Source organism: Streptomyces sp. NPDC103540, from assembly GCF_055584445.1.
The window spans coordinates 442,881-467,194 of sequence record NZ_JBVJMA010000006.1 but is presented as its reverse complement, the minus strand read 5'-3'; the positions used below and the strand labels follow the sequence as shown (position 1 = coordinate 467,194).

Genomic DNA, 24,314 nt, shown 5'->3' with positions numbered 1-24,314 from the left:
GCGCGGACGTGTACACCGAACGCCTCCAGGAACCGGTGCGCCTGCGCCACCGCGTCCGTGAGATGGAGGAGGCCATCGAAGCGCTGGGCGCGGTAGGACTTCGCCCTCGCGAGGGGATGGCGGGCCCACCCGACCGACGCCGTGACGGCCCTCGGGGCCGGGGCGTTGTCCCGGGTGGGCGCGGACCCCGGCGGAGGCGAGCGGCTCCGGCGGCTCCGGTTCGCGCGTGGTTCGGACGGAGAGGGAACGGGCGAGGGATGATGGGCACCGATTGGCGAAGGCGGTCCGTGGTCGTGACCGGCGGGACGCGCGGGATCGGCCGGGGCATCGCGGAGTTGTTCGCCCTGCGCGGCGCGGCCGTGGTGGTGACCGGCCGGGACGAGGCGGTCGCCCGCAAGGTCGCCGACGGGATCGCCGGCGCCACGGGCGGACGGGTCGAGGGCCTGGGTGTGGACCTGCGGGATCCGGAGGCGGTCGAGCGGGTGGCCGCCGAGGCGGAACGGCGCCACGGTCACGTGGACGTGGTGTGCGCGAACGCCGGGGTCTTCCCGGAGAAGCCGCTTCGCGACATGAGCGCCGAGGACGTGGACGACGTCCTCGCGGTCAACCTGCGCGGCTCGATCCTGACCGTGAAGGCCTTCCTGCCGGCGATGGAGCGGGCTGGTCACGGCCGCGTCGTACTGACCTCCTCGATCACCGGCCCCGCCACCGGGTACGCCGGCTGGACCCACTACGGGGCGAGCAAGGCGGGCCAACTCGGATTCCTGCGGGGCGCCGCGCTCGAACTCGCGCCCTCGGGCATCACGGTCAACGCCGTCCTGCCCGGCAACGTCCGCACCGAGGGCCTCACGGGGCTGGGCGAGGACTACCTGCGGCGGATGACCGCGTCGATCCCGCTCGGCCGACTGGGCGAGACCGCCGACGTCGCCCACGCCGCGCTCTTCCTGGCGTCCGACGAAGCCGCGTTCATCACGGGCCAGACCCTCACCGTCGACGGCGGCCAGACCCTCCCCGAATCCCTGGACGCCTTCACCCCACGAACCCCCTGACCCGCGCCGCCGCCCTCGGCCCGGCCCCCGACCGGGCGACGGCGGCGCGAGGGTTTCCCGCGGGTCGTCGCCGCCCGACCGGCCGTGCGGTGCGGCAGCCCGCACGGGGCCCGGCAGCCGCTACGGGGCCGCGGGGATCAAGACGGGCTCGCCCGTGACGACGAGGGTGGCGACGCGTCCGGGAGGACCGACGGGGCCCGCGGGTCCGGCCACTCCCTGGGGCCCGGCGGGCCCGGCCGCTCCCGGGGTGCCGGCCGGGCCGGGGACCCCGGGAGCACCCTGGGCTCCCGCAGGACCGGGGGCACCGGCCGGTCCGGCCGGTCCCGGGGCGCCGGCCGGGCCGGCGGGTCCGGGAGGTCCGGCGGGTCCAGGGGGTCCGGGGGGAAACGGAGGCCCTCCGGGGTGGGGCTCGCACGACTCCCACGGCCGCGCCTCGGCGCACGCGTCGTGGTGCGGAGGCGGATCCACCGTCAGGTACAGCGCGTCCGACGGGTCCTGCGGGGTGGCGGCGGCAGCGGGCGCCGCGAAACCGGCACCCGTGAGGGCGAGCGAGACGACGGCTCCGGCGACCCGTCCGGTCCGGCGCGGCGGACCGCTCCGCCGCGTCGCTGCTGTGCTGTCAGACGGCATGCGCTTGCTCCTGATCATCGTCCGGTGGGAGTGGACCCGGGGCCCGGGCCCGTGGGCGGTCGGCGATCGCCTTCGGGCCGTCGCGAGGCCCTCATGGCGTGGCACAGACGGCGTACGGGGTGAGGGTGACGTCGTCCCGCGTCCTGTTCTGCCCGTTCACCTCCCAGGCGTCGGTGCCGGGCACCGGCCTGCTGACGAGCTGATCCGGTGCGGGACCGGTGGATCCGAATCCGCCGCCGGTCAGCACGCTGCCGGCCGGGCAGGACACCTTCGAGGTACCGGGCACCGAACCCAGGTCGATTCCGATGAGCCCGGGACCGTCGACCGTCGCGGAGACGGAGTCGGTGGCGAGGTCGATGACGGACATCCCGTGCACGCCGTTGGGGTGGCTGACGTACAGGCGGGCTCCGGTGGGGGAAACCGCCATCTCCGCGGGATCGAAGGTGGTGGGGATCGACGTGACGACGCTGTTCGTGGCGGCGTCGATGACCGTCACCCGGGCGTTGCTCCGGTCGGCGACGTAGACGCGCCTTCCGTCCGGCGAGACCTTCACGCCGTCCAGCCCCTGGCCGACCGGAATCGGCACCACGACCGTGTTGGTGGCGGTGTCGATGACCGACACCTCGCCCGAGTTGTTCTCCGTGACGTAGACCCGCGCGCCGCTCGGCGAGATGGCCACCCTTCGCGGTGCGCTCGGTCCGACGTCCACCGTCGTGACGGGCGTCATGGTGGCGGAGTCGATCACCGCCACCACACCCGCGCCCCGGTAGGCGACGTAGACGCGCTTCCCGTCCGGGGAGACCGCCAGCCCGTTCGGGAGCGTGTCCACCCCCGTCTCCAGGGTGCCCACGACGGCATCGGTGGCGGTGTCGATCGCCACCACGCGGTTGGCCGCTCCGTTCCCCTCCACGGTGACGTAGGCGCGCCGGTCGTCCGGCGAGATGGCCACGCTCTCCGGAGTGCCGTTCCCCGTGGGGATCTCGGCCACCACGGTGTTGGTGAGGGCGTCGATCGCCGAAACGGCGCCCGAGTCCCGCTCCGTCACGTACACCTTCTTGCCGTTTCGGGTGGCGGCGACCTGAAGGGGCCCGCTGAACGCTCCGGTGTCGATGCTCGTCACGAGGGCGTTGGTGGCGGTGTCGAACACCCGGACCTCGTTCTGGCCCGTGTTGGCGACGTACGCGTACGTCCCGGGTGCGGCGGGAACCGCCAGGGCGACGGACGGCGTCAGAACGGCCGCGGCGGCGAGTACCGCGCACGACGCCCTCCGGACCCCGTGCTCCGACACGTACCCCCGGACGCTCCCCACACGCGGATTCCCGCGGACGGCGAAGTGCTGCATGGGTCCTCCTCGAACGACCCGATCAGGGAGTGTCCCCGTTCGAGCTGCGAGGAACGTTCTATGCGTACTTATATCTGATTATCAATCACGACATGTCTCCAGTAATCCAAATGTCGCAATCCGGCCTGCCTCCGGGGCGGGGTCGACGGCCAGGCCTCGGCGCGCGAACACCGCATCGGACCGCCACGGTCGGCGACCCGATGCGGGATCGCCCCTCGACAGACCCCCGGAGCCGGAGCTCAGCGGACCCTTCCCCTGGGCTTCAAGTGGGTCGGCGGGAGCTGCGGCGCCGGGATCGGGGGGCCGTCGTAGCCCTTGACCTCGCCGTAGCGGGTGCCGTTCGACCAGTCCTCGCGGAACCGCTCGATCTCCTCGTGGGAGCGGCCGATCCAGTTCCAGAACATGACGATCTCCTCCTCGAACGGTTCCCCGCCCAGGAGCATCAGGCTCGCGTCCGAGGCCGCGCGCAGGGGGAGGTCCGTGCGACCGCAGCCGAGGTAGAGCATCGAGCCCGGGAGGACCGGGACGCCGTCGACGTGGGCCTCGCCGGACATGGACAGGACCGCGTACTCGAAGTCCGCGTCGAGCGGGAGCCGGGTCTCGGTGCCCGCCGCGAGGGTGAGGTCGGCGCCGACGATGGGGGTGTACGCCGTCCCGGGGGAGGTGGCGGTGTCCAGGGTGCCCAGGATCACGGTCGCCGTCAGGCCCGGGGCCGTGACCTGCGGGAGTTCCGCGTGGTGCTGGAAGTGCGGGGCCACGTCGCGGTGGGCGTCGGGCAGGGCCACCCACAGTTGCGCGCCGTGCAGCAGGCGGGCGTGCGGGCGCGGGCTCTCCTCGGAGTGGCTGATGCCGTGCCCGGAGGTCATCAGGCCCAGTTCGCGGGGGCGGATGGTGGCGAGGCTGCCGACGCTGTCGCGGTGCAGGACCTCGCCCTCGTGCAGCCAGCTGACGGTCTGCAGTCCCGAGTGGGGGTGGGGCGCGACCTGCATGCCGGGTTCGTCGGCGATGTCGTCCGGGCCGTAGTGGTCGACGAAGCACCAGGCGCCCACCATGCGGCGGCCCAGGTTGGGCAGGAGTCGGCGGACCTCGGTGGCCTCGCCGAGCTTGACGGTGCGCGGGCTGAGGAGCTCTCGTACGGGCTCTGCCACGACGAAGCCGCGGCCGCCGCAGGCGGAGAGGGCGGGCTGGCGATCGAGATTGCTCATACGGCACAACTTAGCCCCGTACCGGCGCCCACCTGGCCTCTTCGTCAGGAATGTTCGGGCCGGCCGCCGTGTTGCAGGGACCGGACGGTCGCGGGGCGCGCCACAGGGCGCCGCGGGACCGCGGCAGGGAAGCGAGGACGCGATGCGGGCGATGAACACGCCGCCGGAGTACTACGAGCAGGGCACGACGGCCGAGCGCTGGGCGCGCGGCGGGCTCTTCTTCGACGCGAAGGAGTACGCGAACGCCGCCCGCGTACTGGCCACGGTCGTCGAGGAGGCCCCCGAGCAGCTCGCTCCGCGCCTCCTGCTGGCCCGCGCCTACTACCACTCGGCGCAGCTCGCGCGCGCCGAGCGCGAGCTGCGCGCCCTCCTGGAGCGCTGGCCGGTGGAGGACTACGCGCAGCTGCTCCTGGGGCGGACCCTGGAGCGTGCCGGTCGGTCCGAGGAGGCCCGACCGTACCTGCGGATGGCCGCCGCCATGGCCGGGGAGTTCCCCGACGGGTCCTGAGGGCGCCCCGACACGGCCGCCCGGCCCCGCGCGTGCGGGGCCGGGCGGTCGCCTCGGCTAGCCTGGGTCCCAATATGAACCGCCTGACCACGCCCTTCGGCTCCTACGAACTCACCCGCTTCCCCGCGGACCCGCGCGACCGGCTCCGCGCCTGGGACGCCGCCGACGAGTACCTGCTGCGTCACCTCGACGCCGGTACCGGCGAGCGCGGCCCGATGGACCTGGCCGGCGCCGGGCAAATCACGGTGCTCGGCGACCGTTGGGGAGCGCTGACGACGGCCCTGGCCGCGCACCACCCGACGCAGATCACCGATTCCGCCCTGACCCGGTCCGCGACCGAGGCCAACCTGGACCGGGCCGGCATCGGCACCTCCAAGGCCACGGTGACGCTGCTGACCACGCGCGACGCCCCGCCGGCGCGGATCGACGTGCTGCTGGTCCGGGTCCCCAAGAGCCTCGCGCTGCTGGAGGACCAGCTCCACCGGGTGGCGCCGCACGTCCACGCGGACACGGTGATCGTCGGCACCGGCATGGTGAAGGAGATCCACACCTCCACGCTGCGCCTGTTCGAGCAGATCCTCGGGCCGACGAAGACCTCCCTCGCGGAGAAGAAGGCCCGCCTGATCTTCTGCGCCCCCGACCCGGCGCTGGTCGGCGAGCGGGCCGTCGCCCCCTCGCCCGCGCCGTGGCCGCTGACGTACACGGTGGACCCGGACGGCGGCTCGGGCGCCGGGCTGACCGTCGTCAACCACGCCGGGATCTTCTGCGCGGACCGCCTCGACATCGGCACGCGCTTCTTCCTCCAGAGCATCCCGACCAACACCGACGGGGCCCGGGTCGTGGACCTGGGCTGCGGCAACGGCGTCGTCGGGACGGCGGTGGCGGTGGCCGACGAGGACGCCGAAGTGGTCTTCACCGACGAGTCCTACCAGGCCGTCGCCTCGGCGCGGGCCACCTACGAGGCCAACGTCAGGCCGGGCCGGCGGACGGCCGAGTTCCACGTCGGGGACGGAGCGGCCATGCTGGCGCCCGGTTCGGTGGACCTGGTGCTGTGCAACCCGCCGTTCCACTCCCACCAGGCGACCTCGGACGCCACCGCGCTGCGCATGTTCGCGCAGTCGCGGAAGGTGCTGCGGCCGGGCGGCGAGCTGTGGGTGGTCGCGAACCGTCACATGGGCTACCACACGCACCTGCGCCGCCTGTTCGGCAACGACGAAGTCGTCGCGAGCGAGCCGAAGTTCGTCGTCCTGCGCGCGGTCAAGCGGGAGAACCGTCCGCGCCCCATGTGACCTGCCGGTACGTCCTACACTCGGCCGCGTGAGCAGCCAGGCGCGACAGCGGGACGACAGGCGGACGGACACCCGGGCGAAGGCCGAGGGCCGGGCCGAGGGCCGGGCCGAGGGCCGGAGGGGCGATCCGACGCGACCTCCGGCCGACCCTCCGGCGGCCGGAGGAGCGGACGCGGCGCGCGACGGGGTTCCCGGCGGCGGCGCGCGGCGCTACCGCCGGGAGGACGTCGCCGCGGCCGCGGGGGTCAAGGTGCGCAACCTGCGCTACTACCAGGAGCGCGGGCTGCTTCCCCCGCCCCGCCGCGAGGGCCGCATCGCGTGGTACTCCGACGACCACCTGACCCGGCTGCGCCTGATCAGCGACCTGCTGGGGCGCGGGTACACCGTCAACGGCATCGGTGAGCTGCTGGCCGCCTGGGAGCAGGGCGGCGGGATCTCCCAACTCCTGGGCCTGGAGCGGGAGATGACGCGGGACTGGGTGCGGGAGGAGCCCGTGACCATGACCCGGGACGGGCTCCGCGAGCTGTTCGGCCCGAGCGCCACCGCCGAGCACACGCGCAGGGCGGCGCGGGCCGGTTACGTACGGGTCGACGGGGACCGGGTGACGTACCCGAGCCGCCGGTTGCTGGAGGCGACGGTGGCGCTGACGCGGCAGGGGGTGCCGCTCGACGAGATCCTGGACGCGGGGGACTTCGCGCAGGCGCAGGCGGCCGCGCTCGCGGACCGCTTCGTCACGCTGTTCCGCCGGCACGTGATCGGCCCCGACGGGCTGGAGCGGCTTTCGGCCACCGAACTGGATCACATCAGGGAGGCCGTGGCGGCTCTGCGCCCGGTGGCGGGCGAGGTGGTGGCGGCGGAGTTCTCACGGGCGATGGCGCAGCGCGTCGAGGCCGAGGTGGCCGCGTTGCTGGGGACGCGGCCCCGTACCAGGACGGGCCCCGAGGGGCGGGGCGGGGCGGACGCGGAGCCGCGTACGGAGCGGTAGGAGTCGGCCGAAAGGGTGCGGTCGCACAACCTTGCCAACCACCATTGGCACTCTTACATTCAACTCGTCGGTAACAAAGGTGCACAGCCGAGATGTTGGGACGATCCCATGGCAAACTCACCGAACGTGTCCGAACCGCCCGGCGACGAGGACAGAGGCGGGGGCCGGGTCCGCTGGCGCCGGTTCGCCGTACTGACCGTGCCCGCCGTGGCGGTGACCGCGGGCCTGGGGATCGCCCTCGCGCAGGGGGTGCTCGCCGCCTCCTTCGCGGTGTCGGGCCAGCAGTTCAAGGTGTCGGCGAAGAGCCTGGAGGGCGAGGGGTTCGCCCAGTACGGCAGCGTCGACGTCAACGCCCGCCAGGAGTTGATCCCGGTGGCGGTCACCGCCATCAGGGAGGCCAAGCTGAACAGCCTGTGCCAGTCGGTGGTCACGACCCTCCCCGTCATCGGTGACATCTCGCTGAACCTGACCGCCGGTCAGAAGACCCCGGTCGAGGCGAGCAACCTCTTCGTCGACGCCACCCAGCTCGCCGGCGACGCCGTGTTCAGCAACATCGAGATCGGGCGCGACGCGTCCACCCTCGACAAGGGTCCGGCCGACGCGCAGGGCATGCAGGACCTGTTCGCGCAGCAGGCCGACTCCGTCACCATCAGCAACCTCCAGCAGACCGCGTGGGCCACGAACGCGGGCACCTTCAAGCTGTCCGGGCTGAGCATGAACATCAGCAAGGGCAAGAAGGAATGCTTCTGAGCCGTGGCGGGCGGTGGCGACGGTGGCGGCGCGGCCGACCCTTCTGGGGCGGTCTGCTCGCCGTCCTGGCCGGCGCGTGGATCTGCGTCCTGCCGCTGGCCCCCCTGAAGATCATGCTCCAGCAGGGGGTCGCGGGCATCCCGTCCGTCCTGATGGGCATCGTCATGATCGTCCTCGGGCTCACCGCCTGGTTCTCCCCCGCACAGCGCACCCTCGCCGGGGTGCTCACCACGCTCATCGCCACCGCCGCGCTGGTCCTGTCGAACCTCGGCGGGTTCCTCGTCGGCACCCTGATCGGCATCCTCGGCGGCGGGCTGATGTTCGCCTGGCAGCCCTACGCCGCCCCGCGCGCCCGAGGCTCCGCCGCCTCCGAGCCCGCGTCCGCACCTGCACCCGCACCCGCACCCACACCCACGCAGGAGTTCGAGCCCTCCCCCACCACCGCCCCGCACCAACCCGATCCCCAAGGAGCTCAGCCATGAGCCGTACGCGCACCGCGCTCATCCTCGGGACGGCGGCCGCGGCCGCACTGACGGTGTCCTCCGCCACCGCCACCGCCTCGCCGTCACCCCTGGCCGGATCGACCACCGTCAGCCCGGCCGGGCACGCCTTCAAGGCCACCCTCAGCGGAAAGGCCACCCTCAAGGCCGGGTCGGTCACGGTGACCTGCTCGGTCTCCGTGTCCACCGGCACGGTGCCGGCCGCCCCCGGCAACCACAACCCGGCCGGACCGGTGTCCTCGCCGATCTCGCCGCCGACGTACAGCTCCTGTACGGCGAGCCTGCCGGGCGTGACCCCGACGGTCACCACCAGCGGCGCCTGGTCGGTGTCCATGCAGAACGGCTCGCCGATCACCGCCACCATGACGGTGCCGACGGGCGGTCTCGTCCTCCAGACGACCGGCCTGGCCAACTGCACCGTCACGGCGGCCCCGTCCGGTCCGGCGAACGTGGCGGGCACCTGGACCAACGGCGCCCCGCCCAGCCTGACCTTCGTGGGCGCCACCGTCCCGGTCACGGTCACCGGCGGCTTCGGCTGCCCGACCAGCGCCACCTCGTCCACCTTCAACGCGGTGTACAAGGTCTCCGACACCACCGACCCGACGCAGCAGATCACCGTCGCCCCGTAGGCCCGGTGTTCCCGTGGGCCCGGTGTTCCCGTAGGCCCGGTGTTCCCGTGGGCGCGGTGTTCCCGTCGGCCCCCGGCACGGCACGGTTAATTGCGTTGCCGGGGGCCGACGGACCGGGAAGGCTTCGGGGCATGTCACAGAGCACCGAAGAACACCCGCCCGCGGGCCGGTCCGCGAGGAACGTGTCCGACCTCTTCTCCGACGGCCGTCTCGTCGCGATCCCGCGTAAGGAGGCCCGGCGCGAGCAGTTGCTCGCGCACCTCTGCGAGACCCTCTTCGAGGAGGGCGTGGAGTACACGGAGCCCGAGGTGAACGACGCGCTGCGGACCGTGCACGAGGACTGCTCGGCCTTGCGGCGCTATCTGATCACCTCGGGCCGGCTCACCCGGACCCGGGACGGCCGCAGTTACCGCCGCGCGTCGACGACCACCCGGTAGTGGGTCGTCAGCCGCCCGCCGTCGCCCAGTACGTGGAAGGCGACGGCGGGCGGCTCGTCGAGGTGGACGTGGTGCTCCGGGTCGTCCTGCCGCTCCCACGGGAGCCGGAGGGTGGACGCCACCCCGGGCGCCACGAGCAGCGGCCGCCCCGCGAAGGTCGTGGCCGCGGCCGTGTGGGCGTGCCCGCACAGGAAGGCCGTCAGGTGGGGGTGGCGTTCGGCCAGCGCCGCGAGGCGCTCCTCACCGAACTGCCTGATCCCGTCGACGTACGGGGTGTGCAGTTCGACCGGCGGATGGTGGAAGGCGACCAGGACGGGAACCTCCCGCGGGGTGTCCGTCAGCACCTCGTCGAGCCAGGCGAGGGTGGACTCCTCCAGCCGACCGTGGTGTTCGCCGGGGACGGAGGAATCGCAGACGGCCAGGACGAAGCCGCTGCCGCGCACCACGGCGTCGACCGGGGCCGCCGAAGGCTCCTCCTCGCCCAACAGGCCGCGCCGGAAGGCGCGTCGATCGTCGTGGTTGCCCGGGCAGACGACCGTCGGATGACGGGACACCAGGGTCGCGCGGGCCTGCGCGTACTCGTGGGCGGCGCCGTCGTCGGCTATGTCGCCGCTGATCAGGACCGCGTCGAGGTCGTACGGGAGAGCGTCCAGGTAGGCCATCACGGTGCGGGCGCGTTCGGCGGCGCGGGGTTCGCCGTCGAAGTGGACGTCGCTGAGATGGGCGATCACGATCACGGGTGGTGGCTCCTTCATCGCCGGCACGGAGCCGCCCCGGAGCGGACGTGACGGTCGGTCACGATCCGTTCCGGGGCGACCCCTTCACCCTATGCGACGGGATCGCCGGGCCGCCTGCGGCGGACCAGCGCCCAGCCCACCGCCGTGAGGCCCGCCGCGCCGGCGGCCAGTCCGGCCACCCCGGCGCCGGTGGAGGCGAGTGCGCCTCCGCCGATGACGCCCGTGGCGCCCGGGCCGCCGGCGGCACCGCCCGCACCGCCCGCACTGCCCGCGCCGCCGCCTCCCGCGACACCGCCGGAGGCCGAGCCCGATCCCGGCCCTGACCCGGAGGCACTGCCGGAGCCGGAGCCACCCGCCGCGCCCGTACCACCCGTACCGCCGGTGCTTCCCGTGCCGCCCGTGCCGCCCGTCGTCGTTCCCGCGTCGGTGCCCGGCCCGGGGGTCGGGTCCACCGGGGCGGTGGGGTCGGGCGTCGCCTTCACCGTGAGGGTGATCGGCGCGGTGCGACTTGCGCCCGCCGCGTTGCGGAACTCCGCCCGGAACCGGCGGCCGTCGTGCGCCGCCTCCGCCGTGAAGGCGTACGTCGGCGCGGTCGCGCCCGCGACCGGCTGCCAGGTGCGCCCGCCGTCCGTACTGCTCTGCCAGGCCGCGGCCGGCTCCGGGAGCCCCTCCGCCCGGGCCGTGAGGGAGACCCGCTCGCCCGGTGCGACCGTCTGGTCCGTCGGCCCCTGGGTGATCCGCGGGGACACCGAGCGCTCCAGCCGGGTGATCCGCCCCTCCGCCGGGTTGGAGACGAAGACCGCCCCGCCGCCCGGCTCGACCGCGAGCGCGGCGAAGCCGAACTGCGAGGTGTTGCCCGGCAGCCGCACCGGCTCGGCGACCGCCTGGAGGTCCGCCGTGCGGTACACGGTCAGCGAGCCGTCGTTGTCGTCGCCGGGCTGGGAGGGGTCCCCTCCGTCCTGCCGGACGACGAACGCCTCGTGGGTGACGGGGTCGAACCGCGCCGCCCGGGGCAGGTCGGCGCCCTCCAGGACGCGCAGCCGCCTGCCCGTCGCGTCGTGGACGACGACCGAGGTGTCGAGGCCCACCCAGAGCGCGCCCGTCTCCGGGTCCACCTCGGTGAATCCGCCGAGGCCCTCCCCGGCGGGGAGTTCCACGGTCGCCGTGACCCGGAAGGTCGCGGTGTCGACGCGGTGGACGCGCCGGTTGCCGAAGTCGGTGAACCAGACGGTGCCGCGCGCGGTGTCGACCGCGAACTCGTCCCCGCCCTCCAGCGTGACGGATCGTTTCACCACGGCCGTGGCGGTGTCGACCTCCGAAAGGACGCTGCCCTGCGCCACCAGCACCGTCCCGGGGGTGACCCCGGGCCCGGCGTCGGTCACCGTGCGACCCGCCACCCACGCGCCCGCCGCGGCGGCGTCGCCGTCCTTGGCCGTTCCGAGGCCGCGCAGCGGGTAGGAGAACACCACCCCGTCGCCGGGCAGCGGGGCGACGATCCTGCGCACCGCCCGCCGGTCGAGGGAGCCGTTCGCGCCCGGGGCCCGGCTGACGGTGCTCCGCACGGCGCCGTCGGCCGGGTTCAGGACGTGCAGGCCGCTCTCGTCGGCGTCGGCGGTGTCCGGAAGGTCCTCCGAGCCGACGTAGAGCTTCTTCGAGTCGGGGTGGAGCAGGAGGTCGCGCGGCCGGCCGGCCGTCGTGAAGTCCTTCACCGCCCGGTAGGCGACCCGCCCCTGGGGGCCGTCGACCCCCTCGCCGCCGGGTCCGGTGGGCGTCTGGCCCCGGAAGGCGACGGGGACGCGTACGTCCTGGGAGCGGTCGCCGGCGCCGCGGTGGTCGACGCGGGTCACGACGGAGCAGGCGACGACGGTGCAGTCCAGGCCCTCGTTGCGGGCCGCGAGCCGCAGCTCCACCGCGAAGGTGCCGCCCTCGCCGTAGGCGGTGGCCAGTTCACCGACGTGCGCGTCGCCCCGGGGCACGATCCACCGGGAGGCCCGCGCGTCGCCGGAGGTGTCCGCGCCGCCGACGCAGGGGGCGGGGACGCGGTTGTCCCCGTTGTCCTTGCAGAAGGCGACGTAGATGCCCTTGGCCTGATCGAAGCCGGCGCCGGTGACGCGGACGGTGTGGCCGAGCGGATCGAGTTCGGAGGCGGCGGAGACGGTCAGCCGCTGCCCGTTCGCGCCCAGTACGGTCCTCGGCGGGCCGGGGGCACCGACGGTCCCGCCCGCGCCGGACGCGCCGGTGGCACCGGCTTCCGTCGCGGTCGCCGCCGCCGGGACCGCCGCGGCGACCGCGGCTGCCGAGGCGAGGACGAGCGCGAGCGCCGAGGCCGCGGCGCCCGTCCTGCCGGGAGTGAGGGGGTGGCGGGGTGTCATCACTGGTTGAAGGTCACCGGGACGTGGACGTCGTACTTGCGGTTGGAGGAGTTGAAGTGGTCGGCGCGCGTGACGACGGCGCACTCGACGGTCTCGCCGCAGATCTGGCCGTTGCCGAGGTCCGCCTTGACGTGGATGGTGACGTTGAAGGTGCCGCCGGTGCCGAAGCGGGAGGTGTTGGGCAGGGTCCCGCCGAGGGTGTTGTTCACCCAGTGCGAGGCGCCGGTGGTGCCGGCCTGGTCCGAACCGCCCAGACAGGGGGTGGGCTTGTTCGCGCCCTGCGGGCCGTTCACCGCGCAGAGGCCGACGTATATGCCCTTGGCGGTGTTGAAGCCGCTCCCGCTGACGGTGATGTTCTGCCCGGACGCGGCGGCGGTGCCGGGCGCGGTGACGCTCAGCTGGTAGGTCGTCGCGCCGTCCGTCACCGTACGGGTCGAGGTCGCGGCCGAGGCCGCTCCCGCCGCGCCGAGGGCGAGGGCCACCGCGGCGGTGGCGGCGAAGGCGGCGCGGGCGGTGAGCCGTACGGCGGCGCGGGGCAGGAGGGCAGCACGCATGGGGAAGAGGCCTTTCCGGAAAGGGGTGTTGGCCGATCACGAACCGATCGACTTAGGTAAGGCTAACCTAATGTGGATCAACCCAGAACCCCTCGCCCGGGGTGTGGCCGGTTCTCGGCTCCCTGACCGGTTCCACACCTTCCGCCCCGCCCGCTTCGGACACCGAGCGGGCGGGGCGGCTGCGCTCCCTAGCGCCTGTCGTCCGCTCCGTCCCGGTACGCCTCCAGCAGACGCAGCCAGACCTCGCTGATCGTCGGGAAGGCCGGAACCGCGTGCCACAACCGTCCGATCGGGACCTCCCCGGCCACCGCCACCGTCGCCGCGTGCAGCAGCTCGGCCGCGCCCGCCCCGACGAAGGTGACGCCCAGGAGCACCTCCCGGTCGAGGTCGACGACCATCCGGGCACGTCCCCGGTAGCCCTCCGCGTACAGCCCCGCGCCCGACACCTTCCCCAGGTCGTGATCGACGGCGCGCACCCGGTGGCCCGCACGCTCGGCCTGCGCCAGGGTGAGGCCGACGGCGGCCGCCTCGGGGTCGGTGAACACGGCCTGGGGCAGGGCCTCGGTGTCGGCGGTCGCCGCGTGGGCGCCCCAGCGCGCGGTGTCCGGCGGGGCGTGACCGGCCGCGCGGGCCGCGATGGCCGCGCCCGCGATCCGGGCCTGGTACTTGCCCTGGTGGGTGAGGAGCGCCCGGTGGTTGACGTCCCCGACGGCGTACAGCCAGTCGTGCCCGACCGCCCGGCAGCTCTCGTCGACGTCGATCCAGCCGCCGGGGGTCAACCCGACGGTCTCCAACCCGATGTCGTCGGTCGCGGGCGTACGGCCCGTGGCGATCAGCAGCTCGTCGCCCTCCAGGGTCTCGCCGCCCTCCAGCACCACCGTGACGGGGCCGGTCTCGCCGTCGCGCACGACCGCCTGGACGTCGACCCCGGTACGGATCTCCGCCCCGGCCTCGCGCAGGGCCTCGGCGACGAGCTCGCCGGCGAAGGGCTCCATCCGGGGCAACAGCCCGGAACCCCGCACGAGCACGGTCACGCGCGAGCCGAGGGCCTGCCAGGCCGTGGCCATCTCGACGGCCACCACCGAACCGCCGACCACCAGCAGGCGGTCGGGGACCCGCCGCGCGGAGGTGGCCTCCCGGCTGGTCCACGGCCTCGCGTCCGCCAACCCGGGCACGTCGGGGACCAGGGCGCGGGTGCCGGTGGCGACGACGACGGCGTGCCGGGCGGTCAGGACGTGGTGCTCCCCCTCGGGGCTGGTGACGGCGACCTTGCGCATCCCGTAGAGCCGCCCGTGGCCCCGGTAGAGGTCGGCGCCGATCGAGTCGAGCCAGTCGACCTGCCCGTCGTCCTTCCAGTCGCCCGTCCAGTAGTCGCGGTGCGCGAACACCGCCTCCGCGTCGAGCGGGCCACCGACGGCGCCCGCCAGGCCGGGCACCCGACGGGCCTCGGCCCGGGCCAGGGCCGGGCGCAGCAACGCCTTGCTGGGGACGCAGGCCCAGTACGAGCACTCCCCGCCGACGAGTTCGCTCTCCACCAGCGCCGTGCTGAGCCCGGCGGCGCGGGTCCGGTCGGCTGCGTTCTCGCCGGCCGGGCCCCCACCGAGCACCACGACGTCGTACTCCACCGCTTCGGTCATGCGATCCAGTGTCACCGCACGGCCGGGGCGGCGTCCGGCAATGTCAGGCCTCCGGCGCGCCGGGGGTCTCCCCCGCCTCCCGGGTCTGCGCGGAGGCTTCTCCCTCCTGCGGTCGGGACGCGGCGATCTTCGCGCGGACCTCGTCCATGTCCAGCGCGCGGGCCTGCCCGATGAGGTCGGTCAGCGCCGCCTCGGGGAGGGCCCCGGGCTGCGCGAACACGGCCACCTGGTCCCGGACGATCATCAGGGTCGGGATCGAGGTGATCTGGAAGGCGGCGGCCAGCTCCTGCTGGGCCTCGGTGTCGACCTTGGCGAAGAGGAGGTCGGGATTGGCCTCCGCCGCCTTCTCGTAGACCGGGGCGAACTGGAGGCAGGGCCGGCACCAGCCCGCCCAGAAGTCGATCAGCACGAACGGGTTCTCGCTGACCGTCCGGTCGAAGTTCTCCTTGGTGAGCTCGACTGTAGCCACGGTGTCCTGACCTCCTGATTGCGGCGTGTGGTGGGTGAACGATCGACCCGGCCGTCGAATTCCGTCGCGTGGCGTGGCGTTCCGCCGGGTGGTGCTCGGGCCGTGCGCCGGCGCGGTCAGAAGGGGTGGCCGGGTGCGGTGGCGCGCAGGGTGGTCCAGCGCAGTTCGGTGAAGGCGTCCAGGTTCGCCTCCCCGCCGAAGCGGGCGCCCGTGCCGGAGACGCCGACGCCGCCGAACGGGGCCACCGCCTCGTCGTTCACGGTCTGGTCGTTGACGTGCGCGATGCCGGTGGGGATGCGGTCGGCCAGCTCCAGGCCGTGCGCCGCGTCACGGGTGACGATGCCCAGCGAGAGGCCGTAGGGGCCGGCCGAGGCCAGGGCGACGGCCTCGTCCTCCGTCGCGAAGGAGCGTACGGGGGCCACCGGGCCGAAGACCTCCTCGGCGTAGGCGGGGGTGTCGTCCGCCACGGCCGCGAGGACGGTCGGCCGGTAGAAGAGGTCCTGGTGGGTGCCGCCGGCGACGAGTTTGGCGCCCTGGTCGACGCTGGCCTCCACGAGGCCGTGCACGCGGCGCAGCTGGCCCCGGTCGAGCAGCGGGCCCAGGTGCACGCGCTCGCGGTGCGGATCGCCGACGACGAGGGCCTCGGCGCGGGCGGCGAGGCGTTCGACGTACTCGTCGTACAGGGAGGCGTGCACGAGGTGGCGGCCGGCGGTCATGCAGATCTGGCCCTGGTGGAAGAAGGAGCCCCAGGAGGCCTGGGCGACGGCCGCCTCGACGTCGGCGTCGGCGAGGACGACGAGGGCGGAGTTGCCGCCGAGCTCCAGGTGGGCGCGCTTGAGGTGGCGGCCGGCCAGCTCGCCCACCTCGCGGCCGACGGCCGTGGATCCGGTGAACGACACGACGCGGACGCGGGGGTCGGTGACCAGGGCCGTGCCGACCTCGGATCCGCCGGGCAACACGTGTAACGAGCCGGCCGGGAGTCCGGCGGCCGCGAACACGGCGGCGAGCGCGAGACCGCCGCAGACGGCCGTACGGTGGTCCGGCTTGAGGAGGACGGCGTTGCCGAGGGCGAGGGCGGGCGCCACGGAACGGATGGAGAGGATCAGCGGCGCGTTGAAGGGCGCGACGACCCCGACCAGCCCGGCCGGGACCCGGCGGGTGAAGGAGAGCCGGGGCGCCTCGCTGGGCAACACGTGTCCGCTGGGCCGCGAGGCCAGGGCGGCGGCCTCGTGGCACTCCTGGGCGGCGACGTGCAGTTCGAAGTCCGCCTTGCCGGGTATGGAGCCCGACTCGCGCACGAGCCACTCCCGCAGCTCGTCCGCGTGCTCCGCGAACAGGTCTCCGGCGCGGCGCAGCACGGCCGCCCGCTCCGTATGGGTGGTGCCGGCCCACTCGTGCTGCGCGGCCCGGGCCCGCACCGCGGCCTCGGCGACGTCGGCGGGCGAGGCGAGGTCGAGGGTGGCGAGGGTACGGCCGGTCGCGGGTTCGACGACGGGTGCCGTACCTCCGGTGAGGGTGGGTCCGTCCTGCCAGAGCGTCGGGTCGAGGAGCGGCATGGCGCGGGGCCTCCGGGAGATGGGCGGAGCGGGGGGCGGCAGCACGCGCCATCGTGCCAGACCCTGCGGCACCACTTCTGTTCAGTTATAAGGCAGTTGGGGCGCCGCGGTGACCGGAAACGATCGACGCCGGAGGCCGGCCGAGCCCGGGACGGACGGCGCGGCGGGGCCGCCGGGCGGCGAGGAGGCCGGGGCCGCGGACCCGGCGGGAAGGACGGGATCGCGAACCGGGCGGTGGCCCGACCGCCGTAGGGCTCCGGAGGGCGGACCCACGGGGCGCGGGCCGGCCGCCGGGCGCCCCCGCTCGGTCCGGGACGGTCCCGGTCGGTCCGGGACGGTCCCGGTCGGTCCGGGACGGTCCCGGTCGGTCCGGGACGGTCCCGGTCGGTCCGGGTCGGTCCCGGTCGGTCCGGGTCGGTCCGGGTCGGTGCGGGTCGGTGCGGGTCGGTGCGGGTCGGTGCGGGTCAGCGTTCCAGTACGAGCGCGATGCCCTGCCCGACGCCGATGCACAGCGCCGCCATACCGGTGCCGGAACCCGCCGCCGCCAGCTGGTGGGCCACCGAGCCGGCGAGCCGGGCCCCGGAGGCACCGAGCGGGTGACCGATGGCGATGGCCCCGCCGCGCGGGTTGACCACAGCCGGGTCCAGCTCGGGCCAGGCCGCGAGACAGCCCAACGCCTGGGCGGCGAAAGCCTCGTTGAGTTCGAACGTCGTCAGCTCGGGCAGGCTCCGGCCCGCCTTGGACAGGGCCCGCTGGACGGCGTCGACGGGCCCGAGACCGAACAGTTGCGGCTCGATGCCGGTGACGGCGGAGGCGCTGATGCGGGCCAGCGGTTCGCGGCCGGTCGCGGCGAGACCGGCCTCGTCGGTCAGGAGCAGGGCGGCGGCCCCGTCGTTCAACGGGGAGGCGTTGGCCGCCGTCACCGTGCCCGAACCGTCGGTCCGGAAAGCCGGCTTGAGCCGCGCCAGGGCCTCCGGCGTGGACCCCTCGCGGATGCACTCGTCGCGTACGAGGTCCACACCCGGGTAGGGCACGACCTCGTCGCCGTAGAGCCCCTCGGCCCAGGCCGCGGCGGCGTTGCGGTGGCTCGCCAGGGCGAACGCGTCCTGCGCCTCGCGGCTGATGCCGTGCTTGTCGGCGATCAACTCGGCGCCCTCGCCCAGGGAAACGGTCCACTCGGCGGGCATCCGCGGGTTGGTCATCCGCCAGCCGAGGGTGGTCGACCACATCTGCTGGTGGCCGGCCGGGAAGGCCCGCTCGGGCTTCTGGACCACCCAGGGGGCGCGGCTCATCGATTCGACACCGCCCGCGATGGCCACGGAGGCGTCACCGACTGCGATGGCACGTGCCGCCTGGATCACCGCTTCGAGACCGGAACCGCAGAGCCGGTTGACCGTGACACCCGGTACGGACACCGGCAGCCCGGCCAGCAGCACCGCCATACGTGCGACGTCGCGGTTGTCCTCGCCGGCGCCGTTGGCGTCGCCGAAGACGACGTCGTCGATCCGCGACGGATCGAGGTCGGGCGTACGGTCCACCAGGGCGCGCACCACGTGGGCGGCGAGGTCGTCCGGCCGGACGCCCGCGTAGGCCCCGCCGAACTTCCCGATCGGGGTGCGGACGGCGTCGACGACGTAGACGTCACGCACCGTGCGGTCGGTGCGGTCGGTGCGGATGCTCATGGCGGCTCTCCTGGGCGGATCCGTACGGGCGGCGCCGCGCCGGTGCCGAGTGGGCACGGCGACGCGCGGCCGGGGCGGCGCGCCCGGTGGGGCGCGCGCCCGCAGTCTCCGCCGCGGCGTCACCCCCTGTCAACGGCCCTCCGGGCGTCGTGGCGGTGGGGTGGACCGAAGCCGCGGGGGGGCGCGGGGCGGCCGGGGCGGGTTGCCGAGGGCAACACGTGTAAGCACTTCGCCCCGTTCTCGCGCCGCCGCAGCGCGGGAATCCGGGAGCAACACGTATCAGCACTCCCCCGGTCTCTCCATCAGCAGTCGGGGCGGAAGGCAACACAAGCAGGCAAGTCCGCCTGGTCGCGCTCGACCGGCAGCCGGCTATGGGAGGCAACACGAGTAGGCACCACGGCCCGGTTGCGGCCGCACGGAGGTGGTCGTGGGTGAGGAGTCACGAGTAAGCACCACGGCCCGGCTTGCGCTCGACTCGACCGGCAGCCAGCCGGAGGGCAGGAGGCAACACGCGTGATCATCCCGGACCCCGGACCCCGGAGCCGAGGCCGAGGCCGAGACACGAGTGATCACCCCGGCGTCAGTGGCGCTCCACCGGGACACGCGGGCCCGGAGCCCCAACCGAAGGCCCGTGGACACCGGGGCGACACGGGCTCGCGGTACGGGCGCCCGTACCGCCTTCGCAGGGCGACACGCGCAACCGGGGCGTGGCGGGTGGGGCGGGGGCGGTCGCCGCCGCCCCCGCCCGGCCGCTTGGTGTCAGGTGGACTCGCGGTGGATCGCCACCGCCGCCATCAGGTCGTGCCGTTCCGTGTGTTCGGAGGGTTCCCGCACGACGCGGTCGACCAGGGAGGCCAGGTGGTCCCCCGTGGGCAGTTCGATCTGCACCGTGCTCAGGCGCGGCCGCAGCAGCCGCCCGATGAGCAGGTCGTCGGCGCCCATGACGGCCACGTCCTGGGGAACCCGCAGGCCCGCGTCCTGGAGGGCCCGCATCAGCAGCATCGCGTACTCGTCGTTGTACGCGAACACCGCGTCGAGGCCGAGCGAGCCCCAGCGGGCGGCCAGCGCCGCCGCCGATTCCTCGGTGTAGGCCATGGGCAGGGCCTCGACGTGGGCCCCTTCCACGGATCGGGCCCCTTCGAGCCGGGGCCCGGAGAACAGTTCCAGTCCGGGTTCGGCCGGTACGACGACCCCGACGCGGCGTCGGCCGCGCGCGACGAGGTGCTCCGCCGCCCGGGCGCCCACCTCGCGCTGGTCCATCACGAGCGCGTGCGCCCCCGGTACCCCGCCGGGCCCGAGCGTGATCACCGCGCGGGCGCCGGCGCGCTTGAGGGTGGCGACGTTGCGCGGGCCGAGCGTGATCTCCCCGAGGGAGATCACCGCGACGGGGCGCAGTTCCGCCCAGGCGCGGGCGGCCTCGTCGCCGCTCAGGCCGAGGCTGCCGTACTGGACGACGGTGTAGTCCAGGCGGCGCAGGGCCCATTGGAGTTCGTTGAGGAAGGTGCTGTAGAGGGGGCCGGCCGGCACGTGTGAAGTCGGCATCAGCACGATCCGGGTGTGCCCGGCGCGGAGGCTGCGGGCCGCGGCGTGCGGGACGTAGCCCAGCTCCTCCGCGGCGGCGCGGACCTTGCGCCGTGTCGGCTCGCTGATGCGCACGGCTTCGGCGTTGTTGAGGACGTAGGAGACGGTTGCACGTGAAACCCCCGCCAGGCGTGCCACGTCGGCACTGGTCGGCACCGGGGCGGACACGGCCACCGGGACGGACGGCGAGGGCTGCGGCGGAGGGGTCGGTGAGGGGTTCGGTGCGGGGTCGGATGACGGCTCCGCCCCGTGCGGGGCCGTCGGGTGCGAAGGGTGCGGTGCCTTCGACGAGTGCGGCGGTTTCGATGAGTGAGACATTGCCGTGGCATCTTTCCAGACCGGCGACGGCCGGGGTCTAGCGGATGGCCTGAATCGGATGCTACACAGTGGTTACACGATTCATTGACACGTGTAACCACACCCGCCTCCCTCCCGCACCACGGGTGTGTCCGCCACGTGTCGCGCCGTGCCGCCGCCCCGTCGCACTCCATCCGACCCCGCCACCGCGCCGGGGCGGCGCGCACCACCCTCATCCGCTCGAATTCGCTGCCCAGGAGGGCACCGTGGCCCTTTCCTCCCCCGGCACCGGCAACGCCGCCGCCACCCCCGACCCGTCCGCCGCCCCCGTACCCTCGCGCGGTCTGCTCCCGCTGCTCCTCCTCGGCAACAGCGCGATGTACACCCTGTACGTCGGTGTCGCCGGAATCCTCCTCGCGCTCCAGGTCGAACACATCGACCCCGCGAACAAGGTGGCCAACTTCGGCCTGATCGCGGGGGTCTCCGCGATCTTCGCGACCGTCTTCAACCCCGTCGCCGGCGCCCTGTCCGACCGCAGCGGACGGCGCAACCCCTGGATCCTCGGCGGTGGGCTCGCGGCCGTTCCCGCGATGGTCCTGCTCGGCTTCGCCGACACGATCCTGCTGGTCACCATCGCCTGGTGCCTCGGCCAGGCGGTCATGAACGTCTACCAGGCCGCCCTCACCTCCGTCGTTCCCGACCGGGTGCCGATGACGGCGCGCGGCAAGGCCTCGGCCGCGGTCGGCCTGGGCCTGCCCGTCGGCTCGACCGTCGGCGCGCTCATCGGCGCCGCCTTCTCGGAGGACTACCGCACCGGCTACCTCGTCTTCGGGGCGATCGTCGCGGGGACGGCCGTCCTGTTCACCGCCGGCGCCCGGGAGCGGCGCCTTCCCGCCCGCCCGTCGCTGCCGCTCAGGGCGCAGTCGGCCGCGTTCGCGAGCGCGCTGCGCCACCACGACTTCCGTTGGGCCTTCATCGGACGGGCGTTGCTCGTGCTCGGGTACTTCGCGGTGAGCGGGTACCAGCTGTACGTGCTCCAGGACCACACCGTCCTGCCCGAGGGGATGGAGCCGGAGGCGGCGGTGGCGGTCCTGATGCCGCTGACCAGCGTGGCCATGGTCGTCTCCACCGTGTTGGGTGGCTACCTGTCCGACCGGTTCGACCGGCGCAAGCTGTTCGTCGGCGCCTCCGCGCTGTTGTCGGCGGTCGCCCTCGTGATCCCGGCGCTGTCGGCGAGCTGGACCGCGATGCTGGCCTTCGCGGCGGTCAACGGGCTCGCGTTCGGTTGCTACATGGCGGTCGACACCGCACTCGTGACGATGGTCCTGCCCAGGGCGCAGGACGCGGCCCGCGACATGGGCGTACTCAACATCGCGAACGCCGGACCGCAGATCGTCGCCCCCTTCATCGCCTCGGTGATCGTGTCACTGAGCGGGGGCTACACCGCGCTGTTCGTGGTAGCCGCCGTTCTGGCGGTGGCCGGCGCCCTCGCGGTGCGGCCGATCCGCGGGGTGCGCTGACCGGATCCGGCCAATACGTGACACCTCCCGCCGTTCCTCGCCTTGACTTCGGATGAAGCCACCCTCGTAACTCGTGTAACCACCCATCCGTACGACCCCACCCCCGCACCTGCGGCCTGGATCCGGCAATCCCGGCATCCCGGCATCCCGGCATCCGGGCCGCGCACAGAAAGGCACCACCGTGCAGCTGCACACCGAGAGTTGGGGCGAGGGCGACCGCCTCGCCGTCCTGATCCACGGCATCATGTCCGACCACCGCACCTGGCGCCGCGTCGGCCCCGCCCTCGCCGACCTCGGCTACCGCGTCCTCGCGGTCGACCTGCGCGGCCACGGCGCCAGCGGGCGCGGCGCGTACACCCCGGCCCACTACGCCGACGACGTCGTCGAGACCCTGCCGGCCGGCGCCGACCTCGCCATCGGCCATTCGCTCGGCGGCCTGACCCTGGCCCTGGCGGTGGAGCGGTTGCGCCCCGCGCGGGCCGTGTTCTCGGACCCGGCCTGGAACCTGAGCCTCCCCGGCCTGGACTTCGACCCGTCGCTGTTCTCCCGATTCAAGCGGGCGGGCCGGGAGCAGGTGCGTCTGCTGAACCCCCCTCTGGGAGGAGGCGGACGTGGACATCGAGCTGGCGACGCTCGCGCTCTGGGACGAGGCCACGGCGCCGGCCCTGGCTCCGCTCGTCGATCAGGACCTCCTCCCGGCCGCGCCGGTGGTGCCCTCCCTCGTGCAACTGGCCGACCCCAGCTTCCTCATCTCGCCGGAGCGGGCGGCGCTGCTCCGGGAGCGCGGTTTCGAGGTCCGCTCGGTCGCCGGGGCCGGACACACCATCCACCGCGACGACTTCGACGGTTTCATGGCCTCCCTGGAGGGCTGGATCTGACCCCCGGTACGCCTCCCCCGGCGCTCCTCCCCCGATGCCCTCCCCCGATGCCCCTCCCCGACGCCCTCCCCCCTCATCGCACCCCGCAGGATCTAGTCACCCGCGACCCCTCCCCCGTACCGTCGTGCTACCGATGGGTAAGGGGGAGTTCCGGTGTCTGTTTCCTCGTACGCGGCAAGGGAGTCGGGGCCCGCGGGCGCGCGGGAGTTGCCCCCCACCCTGCTGGAATTGGTGGCCGCGCTCGCCGAAGGCGCGGTGTCCGCGCGCCGGTTGACCGAACGCTCACTGGAGCGGATCGCCGCCTCGCAGTCCTCCCTCAACGCCTTCCGGATCGTCCGGGCCGAGGCCGCGCTCGCCGAAGCGGAGTCGGCGGACCGGCGGTTGGCGGCCGGGGAGCGGCTGCCCCTGCTCGGCGTGCCGCTCGCCGTCAAGGACGACATGGACGTGGCGGGGGAGCCGACCGCCTTCGGCTGTGCGGGGGTCTTCCCGCCCGTGCGGGCCGACGGCGAGGCGGTACGTCGCCTGCGCGCGGCCGGGGCGGTGATCGTCGGCAAGACGCAGACGCCGGAGCTGGGCCAGTGGCCCTTCACCGAGGGCCACGGCTTCGGCGCGACCCGCAACCCGTGGAACCAGGCCTACACGCCCGGAGGTTCCTCCGGCGGTTCGGCCGCCGCCGTCGCCGCCGGGTTGGTGCCGGCGGCCCTCGGTTCGGACGGGGCGGGTTCCGTGCGCATCCCCGCGGCCTGGACGCACCTGGTGGGGGTCAAGCCCCAGCGCGGGCGCGTCTCCACCTGGCCGGAGCCCGAGTCCTTCCACGGTCTGACGGTCAACGGCGTCCTCGCCCGGACGGTCGCCGACGCGGCGCTGCTGCTGGACGCCGCCGCCGGTCCGGCCCCCGGCGACCTGCACCGGCCCGCCCGCGTCCGTGCCACCGACGCGGTGAACCGTCCGCCCGGCCGGCTGCGGATCGCGCTGTCGTACGGGATGGCCTTCACCGCCACCCCCAAATCCCTCGACCCCGTGGTGCGCGCGGCGGTGGAGCGGCTCGCGGGGCGGCTGGAGGAACTGGGTCACGAGGTGGTGCCGGAGGATCCGCGCTACGGAGCCATCGGCCTGACCTTCGTACCGCGCGCGACCTCCGGTGTCCGACGGTTGGCCGAACTGGTCCCGGATCCGGCGCTGTTGGACCCGCGCACTCGTGAGGCCATGCGTACGGGGCGACTGCTGGGCGGGGCCGTGCTGCGGGTCTCCCGGCGGGCGGAGGGCGCGCTGCGCCGCCGGGTCGGTGAGATCTTCGGCCGGTTCGACGTGGTGCTGACGCCGACGACGGCCACTCCGCCGTTGCGCGTCGGCGCCCTCGCCGGGTTGGGGGCGCTGGCCACGGATCGGGCGATGATCGCCGCGTGTCCGTACGCCTGGACGTGGAACGTGCTGGGCTGGCCGGGTGTCAACGTACCGGCGGGCTTCACCGCCGACGGTCTGCCGCTCGGCGCCCAACTCCTGGGCCCCGAGGCCTCGGAGCCCCGACTGCTCTCCCTGGCGGCACAGTTGGAGGCGGCCGAGAACTGGTCCGCGCACACGCCGCCCCCGTACGCCTCCCCCGAATCACCCGCCGCCTCCCCCGACTCGACGCGCCGGACGCCCTGACGCCCTGACGCCCTGACGCGCCGGACGTCCTGCCGCGCACGGCACACCCCGAACCACTAC

At 74.2% G+C, this 24,314-nt stretch carries 20 protein-coding genes and 1 pseudogene; 11 read left to right on the top strand and 10 right to left on the bottom strand.

Annotation, left to right across the window (positions count from 1 at the left end):
• Window positions 1-260 precede the first annotated feature (260 nt).
• Window positions 261-1,049 (top strand): 3-oxoacyl-ACP reductase FabG, encoded by a 789-nt coding sequence (fabG, locus tag ACZ6ZI_RS17695; protein ID WP_469521675.1) that lies wholly within the window; start codon window positions 261-263, stop codon window positions 1,047-1,049.
• A 721-nt stretch (window positions 1,050-1,770) separates the two neighbouring features.
• On the opposite strand, the gene ACZ6ZI_RS17690 is transcribed toward fabG, so the two are convergent.
• A complete protein-coding gene (locus ACZ6ZI_RS17690; RefSeq protein WP_469521482.1) occupies window positions 1,771-3,021 on the bottom strand; it encodes a beta-propeller fold lactonase family protein in 1,251 nt (416 codons plus the stop codon).
• A gap of 239 nt (window positions 3,022-3,260) precedes the next feature.
• On the bottom strand, window positions 3,261-4,226 hold the full coding sequence (locus tag ACZ6ZI_RS17685) for a pirin family protein (protein ID WP_469521479.1): 966 nt from the start codon (window positions 4,224-4,226) through the stop codon (window positions 3,261-3,263).
• Window positions 4,227-4,377: 151 nt separating this feature from the next.
• On the opposite strand from ACZ6ZI_RS17685, the gene ACZ6ZI_RS17680 reads away from it, so the two are divergent.
• The 7 genes from ACZ6ZI_RS17680 (at window position 4,378) to ACZ6ZI_RS17650 (ending at window position 9,324) form a co-directional block, all read left to right on the top strand.
• Entirely contained in the window at window positions 4,378-4,734 is a 357-nt protein-coding gene (locus ACZ6ZI_RS17680) for a tetratricopeptide repeat protein (RefSeq protein ID WP_469521476.1), read from the top strand.
• Window positions 4,735-4,817: 83 nt separating this feature from the next.
• Window positions 4,818-6,023: a methyltransferase gene (locus ACZ6ZI_RS17675; RefSeq protein ID WP_469521672.1), complete on the top strand. Its 1,206-nt coding sequence runs from the start codon at window positions 4,818-4,820 to the stop codon at window positions 6,021-6,023.
• 28 nt (window positions 6,024-6,051) lie between these two features.
• On the top strand, window positions 6,052-7,008 hold the full coding sequence (locus tag ACZ6ZI_RS17670; RefSeq protein WP_469521473.1) for a MerR family transcriptional regulator: 957 nt from the start codon (window positions 6,052-6,054) through the stop codon (window positions 7,006-7,008).
• A gap of 126 nt (window positions 7,009-7,134) precedes the next feature.
• The gene (locus ACZ6ZI_RS17665; RefSeq protein WP_469521471.1) at window positions 7,135-7,758 is read left to right on the top strand and encodes a DUF6230 family protein; all 624 of its coding nucleotides are present in this window, start codon (window positions 7,135-7,137) and stop codon (window positions 7,756-7,758) included.
• Window positions 7,749-8,240, top strand: coding sequence for a DUF6114 domain-containing protein (locus ACZ6ZI_RS17660; protein ID WP_469521469.1), 492 nt, complete (start codon window positions 7,749-7,751; stop codon window positions 8,238-8,240). Before ACZ6ZI_RS17665 ends, ACZ6ZI_RS17660 begins: the two co-directional genes overlap by 10 nt.
• A complete protein-coding gene (locus tag ACZ6ZI_RS17655) occupies window positions 8,237-8,887 on the top strand; it encodes a hypothetical protein (RefSeq protein WP_363058989.1) in 651 nt (216 codons plus the stop codon). Before ACZ6ZI_RS17660 ends, ACZ6ZI_RS17655 begins: the two co-directional genes overlap by 4 nt.
• 131 nt (window positions 8,888-9,018) lie before the next feature.
• Entirely contained in the window at window positions 9,019-9,324 is a 306-nt protein-coding gene (locus ACZ6ZI_RS17650) for a DUF2087 domain-containing protein (protein WP_469521466.1), read from the top strand.
• On the opposite strand, the gene ACZ6ZI_RS17645 is transcribed toward ACZ6ZI_RS17650, so the two are convergent.
• The 8 genes from ACZ6ZI_RS17645 to ACZ6ZI_RS17610 form a co-directional block, all read right to left on the bottom strand.
• Entirely contained in the window at window positions 9,294-10,061 is a 768-nt protein-coding gene (locus ACZ6ZI_RS17645) for a metallophosphoesterase (RefSeq protein ID WP_469521463.1), read from the bottom strand. The genes ACZ6ZI_RS17650 and ACZ6ZI_RS17645 overlap by 31 nt on opposite strands.
• An 89-nt stretch (window positions 10,062-10,150) precedes the next feature.
• On the bottom strand, window positions 10,151-12,433 hold the full coding sequence (locus tag ACZ6ZI_RS17640) for a hypothetical protein (RefSeq protein ID WP_469521669.1): 2,283 nt from the start codon (window positions 12,431-12,433) through the stop codon (window positions 10,151-10,153).
• Entirely contained in the window at window positions 12,433-12,987 is a 555-nt protein-coding gene (locus ACZ6ZI_RS17635) for a hypothetical protein (RefSeq protein WP_363058997.1), read from the bottom strand. The genes ACZ6ZI_RS17640 and ACZ6ZI_RS17635 overlap by 1 nt, the downstream gene beginning before the upstream one ends.
• A gap of 188 nt (window positions 12,988-13,175) precedes the next feature.
• Window positions 13,176-14,624, bottom strand: coding sequence for a dihydrolipoyl dehydrogenase family protein (locus tag ACZ6ZI_RS17630; protein WP_469521461.1), 1,449 nt, complete (start codon window positions 14,622-14,624; stop codon window positions 13,176-13,178).
• 43 nt (window positions 14,625-14,667) lie between these two features.
• Window positions 14,668-15,093 carry a thioredoxin family protein gene (locus ACZ6ZI_RS17625; RefSeq protein WP_469521458.1) on the bottom strand — a complete coding sequence of 142 codons (426 nt, stop codon included), beginning with the start codon at window positions 15,091-15,093 and terminating at the stop codon, window positions 14,668-14,670.
• A 116-nt stretch (window positions 15,094-15,209) separates the two neighbouring features.
• Entirely contained in the window at window positions 15,210-16,649 is a 1,440-nt protein-coding gene (locus ACZ6ZI_RS17620) for an aldehyde dehydrogenase family protein (protein ID WP_469521455.1), read from the bottom strand.
• A gap of 464 nt (window positions 16,650-17,113) precedes the next feature.
• Window positions 17,114-18,331 carry a thiolase family protein gene (locus ACZ6ZI_RS17615; RefSeq protein ID WP_469521453.1) on the bottom strand — a complete coding sequence of 406 codons (1,218 nt, stop codon included), beginning with the start codon at window positions 18,329-18,331 and terminating at the stop codon, window positions 17,114-17,116.
• A gap of 759 nt (window positions 18,332-19,090) precedes the next feature.
• Complete coding sequence (locus tag ACZ6ZI_RS17610) at window positions 19,091-20,068, bottom strand: LacI family DNA-binding transcriptional regulator (protein ID WP_469521449.1); 978 nt, start codon at window positions 20,066-20,068, stop codon at window positions 19,091-19,093.
• Window positions 20,069-20,475: 407 nt separating this feature from the next.
• Between ACZ6ZI_RS17610 and ACZ6ZI_RS17605 the strand changes: the two genes are divergently transcribed.
• The 3 genes and pseudogenes from ACZ6ZI_RS17605 to ACZ6ZI_RS17595 all read left to right on the top strand — a co-directional run bounded on the left by ACZ6ZI_RS17605 (window position 20,476) and on the right by ACZ6ZI_RS17595 (window position 24,254).
• The gene (locus ACZ6ZI_RS17605; RefSeq protein WP_469521446.1) at window positions 20,476-21,729 is read left to right on the top strand and encodes an MFS transporter; all 1,254 of its coding nucleotides are present in this window, start codon (window positions 20,476-20,478) and stop codon (window positions 21,727-21,729) included.
• Window positions 21,730-21,910: 181 nt separating this feature from the next.
• Window positions 21,911-22,607 (top strand): annotated as a pseudogene (locus ACZ6ZI_RS17600) (alpha/beta fold hydrolase).
• A 207-nt stretch (window positions 22,608-22,814) separates the two neighbouring features.
• Complete coding sequence (locus ACZ6ZI_RS17595) at window positions 22,815-24,254, top strand: amidase (protein WP_469521666.1); 1,440 nt, start codon at window positions 22,815-22,817, stop codon at window positions 24,252-24,254.
• Window positions 24,255-24,314 lie beyond the last annotated feature (60 nt).

Bases quoted from the DNA above. Each gene is read 5' to 3' on its own strand.
- ACZ6ZI_RS17630 (WP_469521461.1), bottom strand. From the start codon at position 14,624: ATGACCGAAGCGGTGGAGTACGACGTCGTGGTGCTCGGTGGGGGCCCG.
- ACZ6ZI_RS17635 (WP_363058997.1), bottom strand. From the start codon at position 12,987: ATGCGTGCTGCCCTCCTGCCCCGCGCCGCCGTACGGCTCACCGCCCGC.
- fabG (WP_469521675.1), top strand. From the start codon at position 261: ATGGGCACCGATTGGCGAAGGCGGTCCGTGGTCGTGACCGGCGGGACG.
- ACZ6ZI_RS17640 (WP_469521669.1), bottom strand. From the start codon at position 12,433: ATGACACCCCGCCACCCCCTCACTCCCGGCAGGACGGGCGCCGCGGCC.
- ACZ6ZI_RS17685 (WP_469521479.1), bottom strand. From the start codon at position 4,226: ATGAGCAATCTCGATCGCCAGCCCGCCCTCTCCGCCTGCGGCGGCCGC.
- ACZ6ZI_RS17620 (WP_469521455.1), bottom strand. From the start codon at position 16,649: ATGCCGCTCCTCGACCCGACGCTCTGGCAGGACGGACCCACCCTCACC.
- ACZ6ZI_RS17680 (WP_469521476.1), top strand. From the start codon at position 4,378: ATGAACACGCCGCCGGAGTACTACGAGCAGGGCACGACGGCCGAGCGC.
- ACZ6ZI_RS17655 (WP_363058989.1), top strand. From the start codon at position 8,237: ATGAGCCGTACGCGCACCGCGCTCATCCTCGGGACGGCGGCCGCGGCC.
- ACZ6ZI_RS17660 (WP_469521469.1), top strand. From the start codon at position 7,749: ATGCTTCTGAGCCGTGGCGGGCGGTGGCGACGGTGGCGGCGCGGCCGA.
- ACZ6ZI_RS17615 (WP_469521453.1), bottom strand. From the start codon at position 18,331: ATGAGCATCCGCACCGACCGCACCGACCGCACGGTGCGTGACGTCTAC.
- ACZ6ZI_RS17650 (WP_469521466.1), top strand. From the start codon at position 9,019: ATGTCACAGAGCACCGAAGAACACCCGCCCGCGGGCCGGTCCGCGAGG.
- ACZ6ZI_RS17690 (WP_469521482.1), bottom strand. From the start codon at position 3,021: ATGCAGCACTTCGCCGTCCGCGGGAATCCGCGTGTGGGGAGCGTCCGG.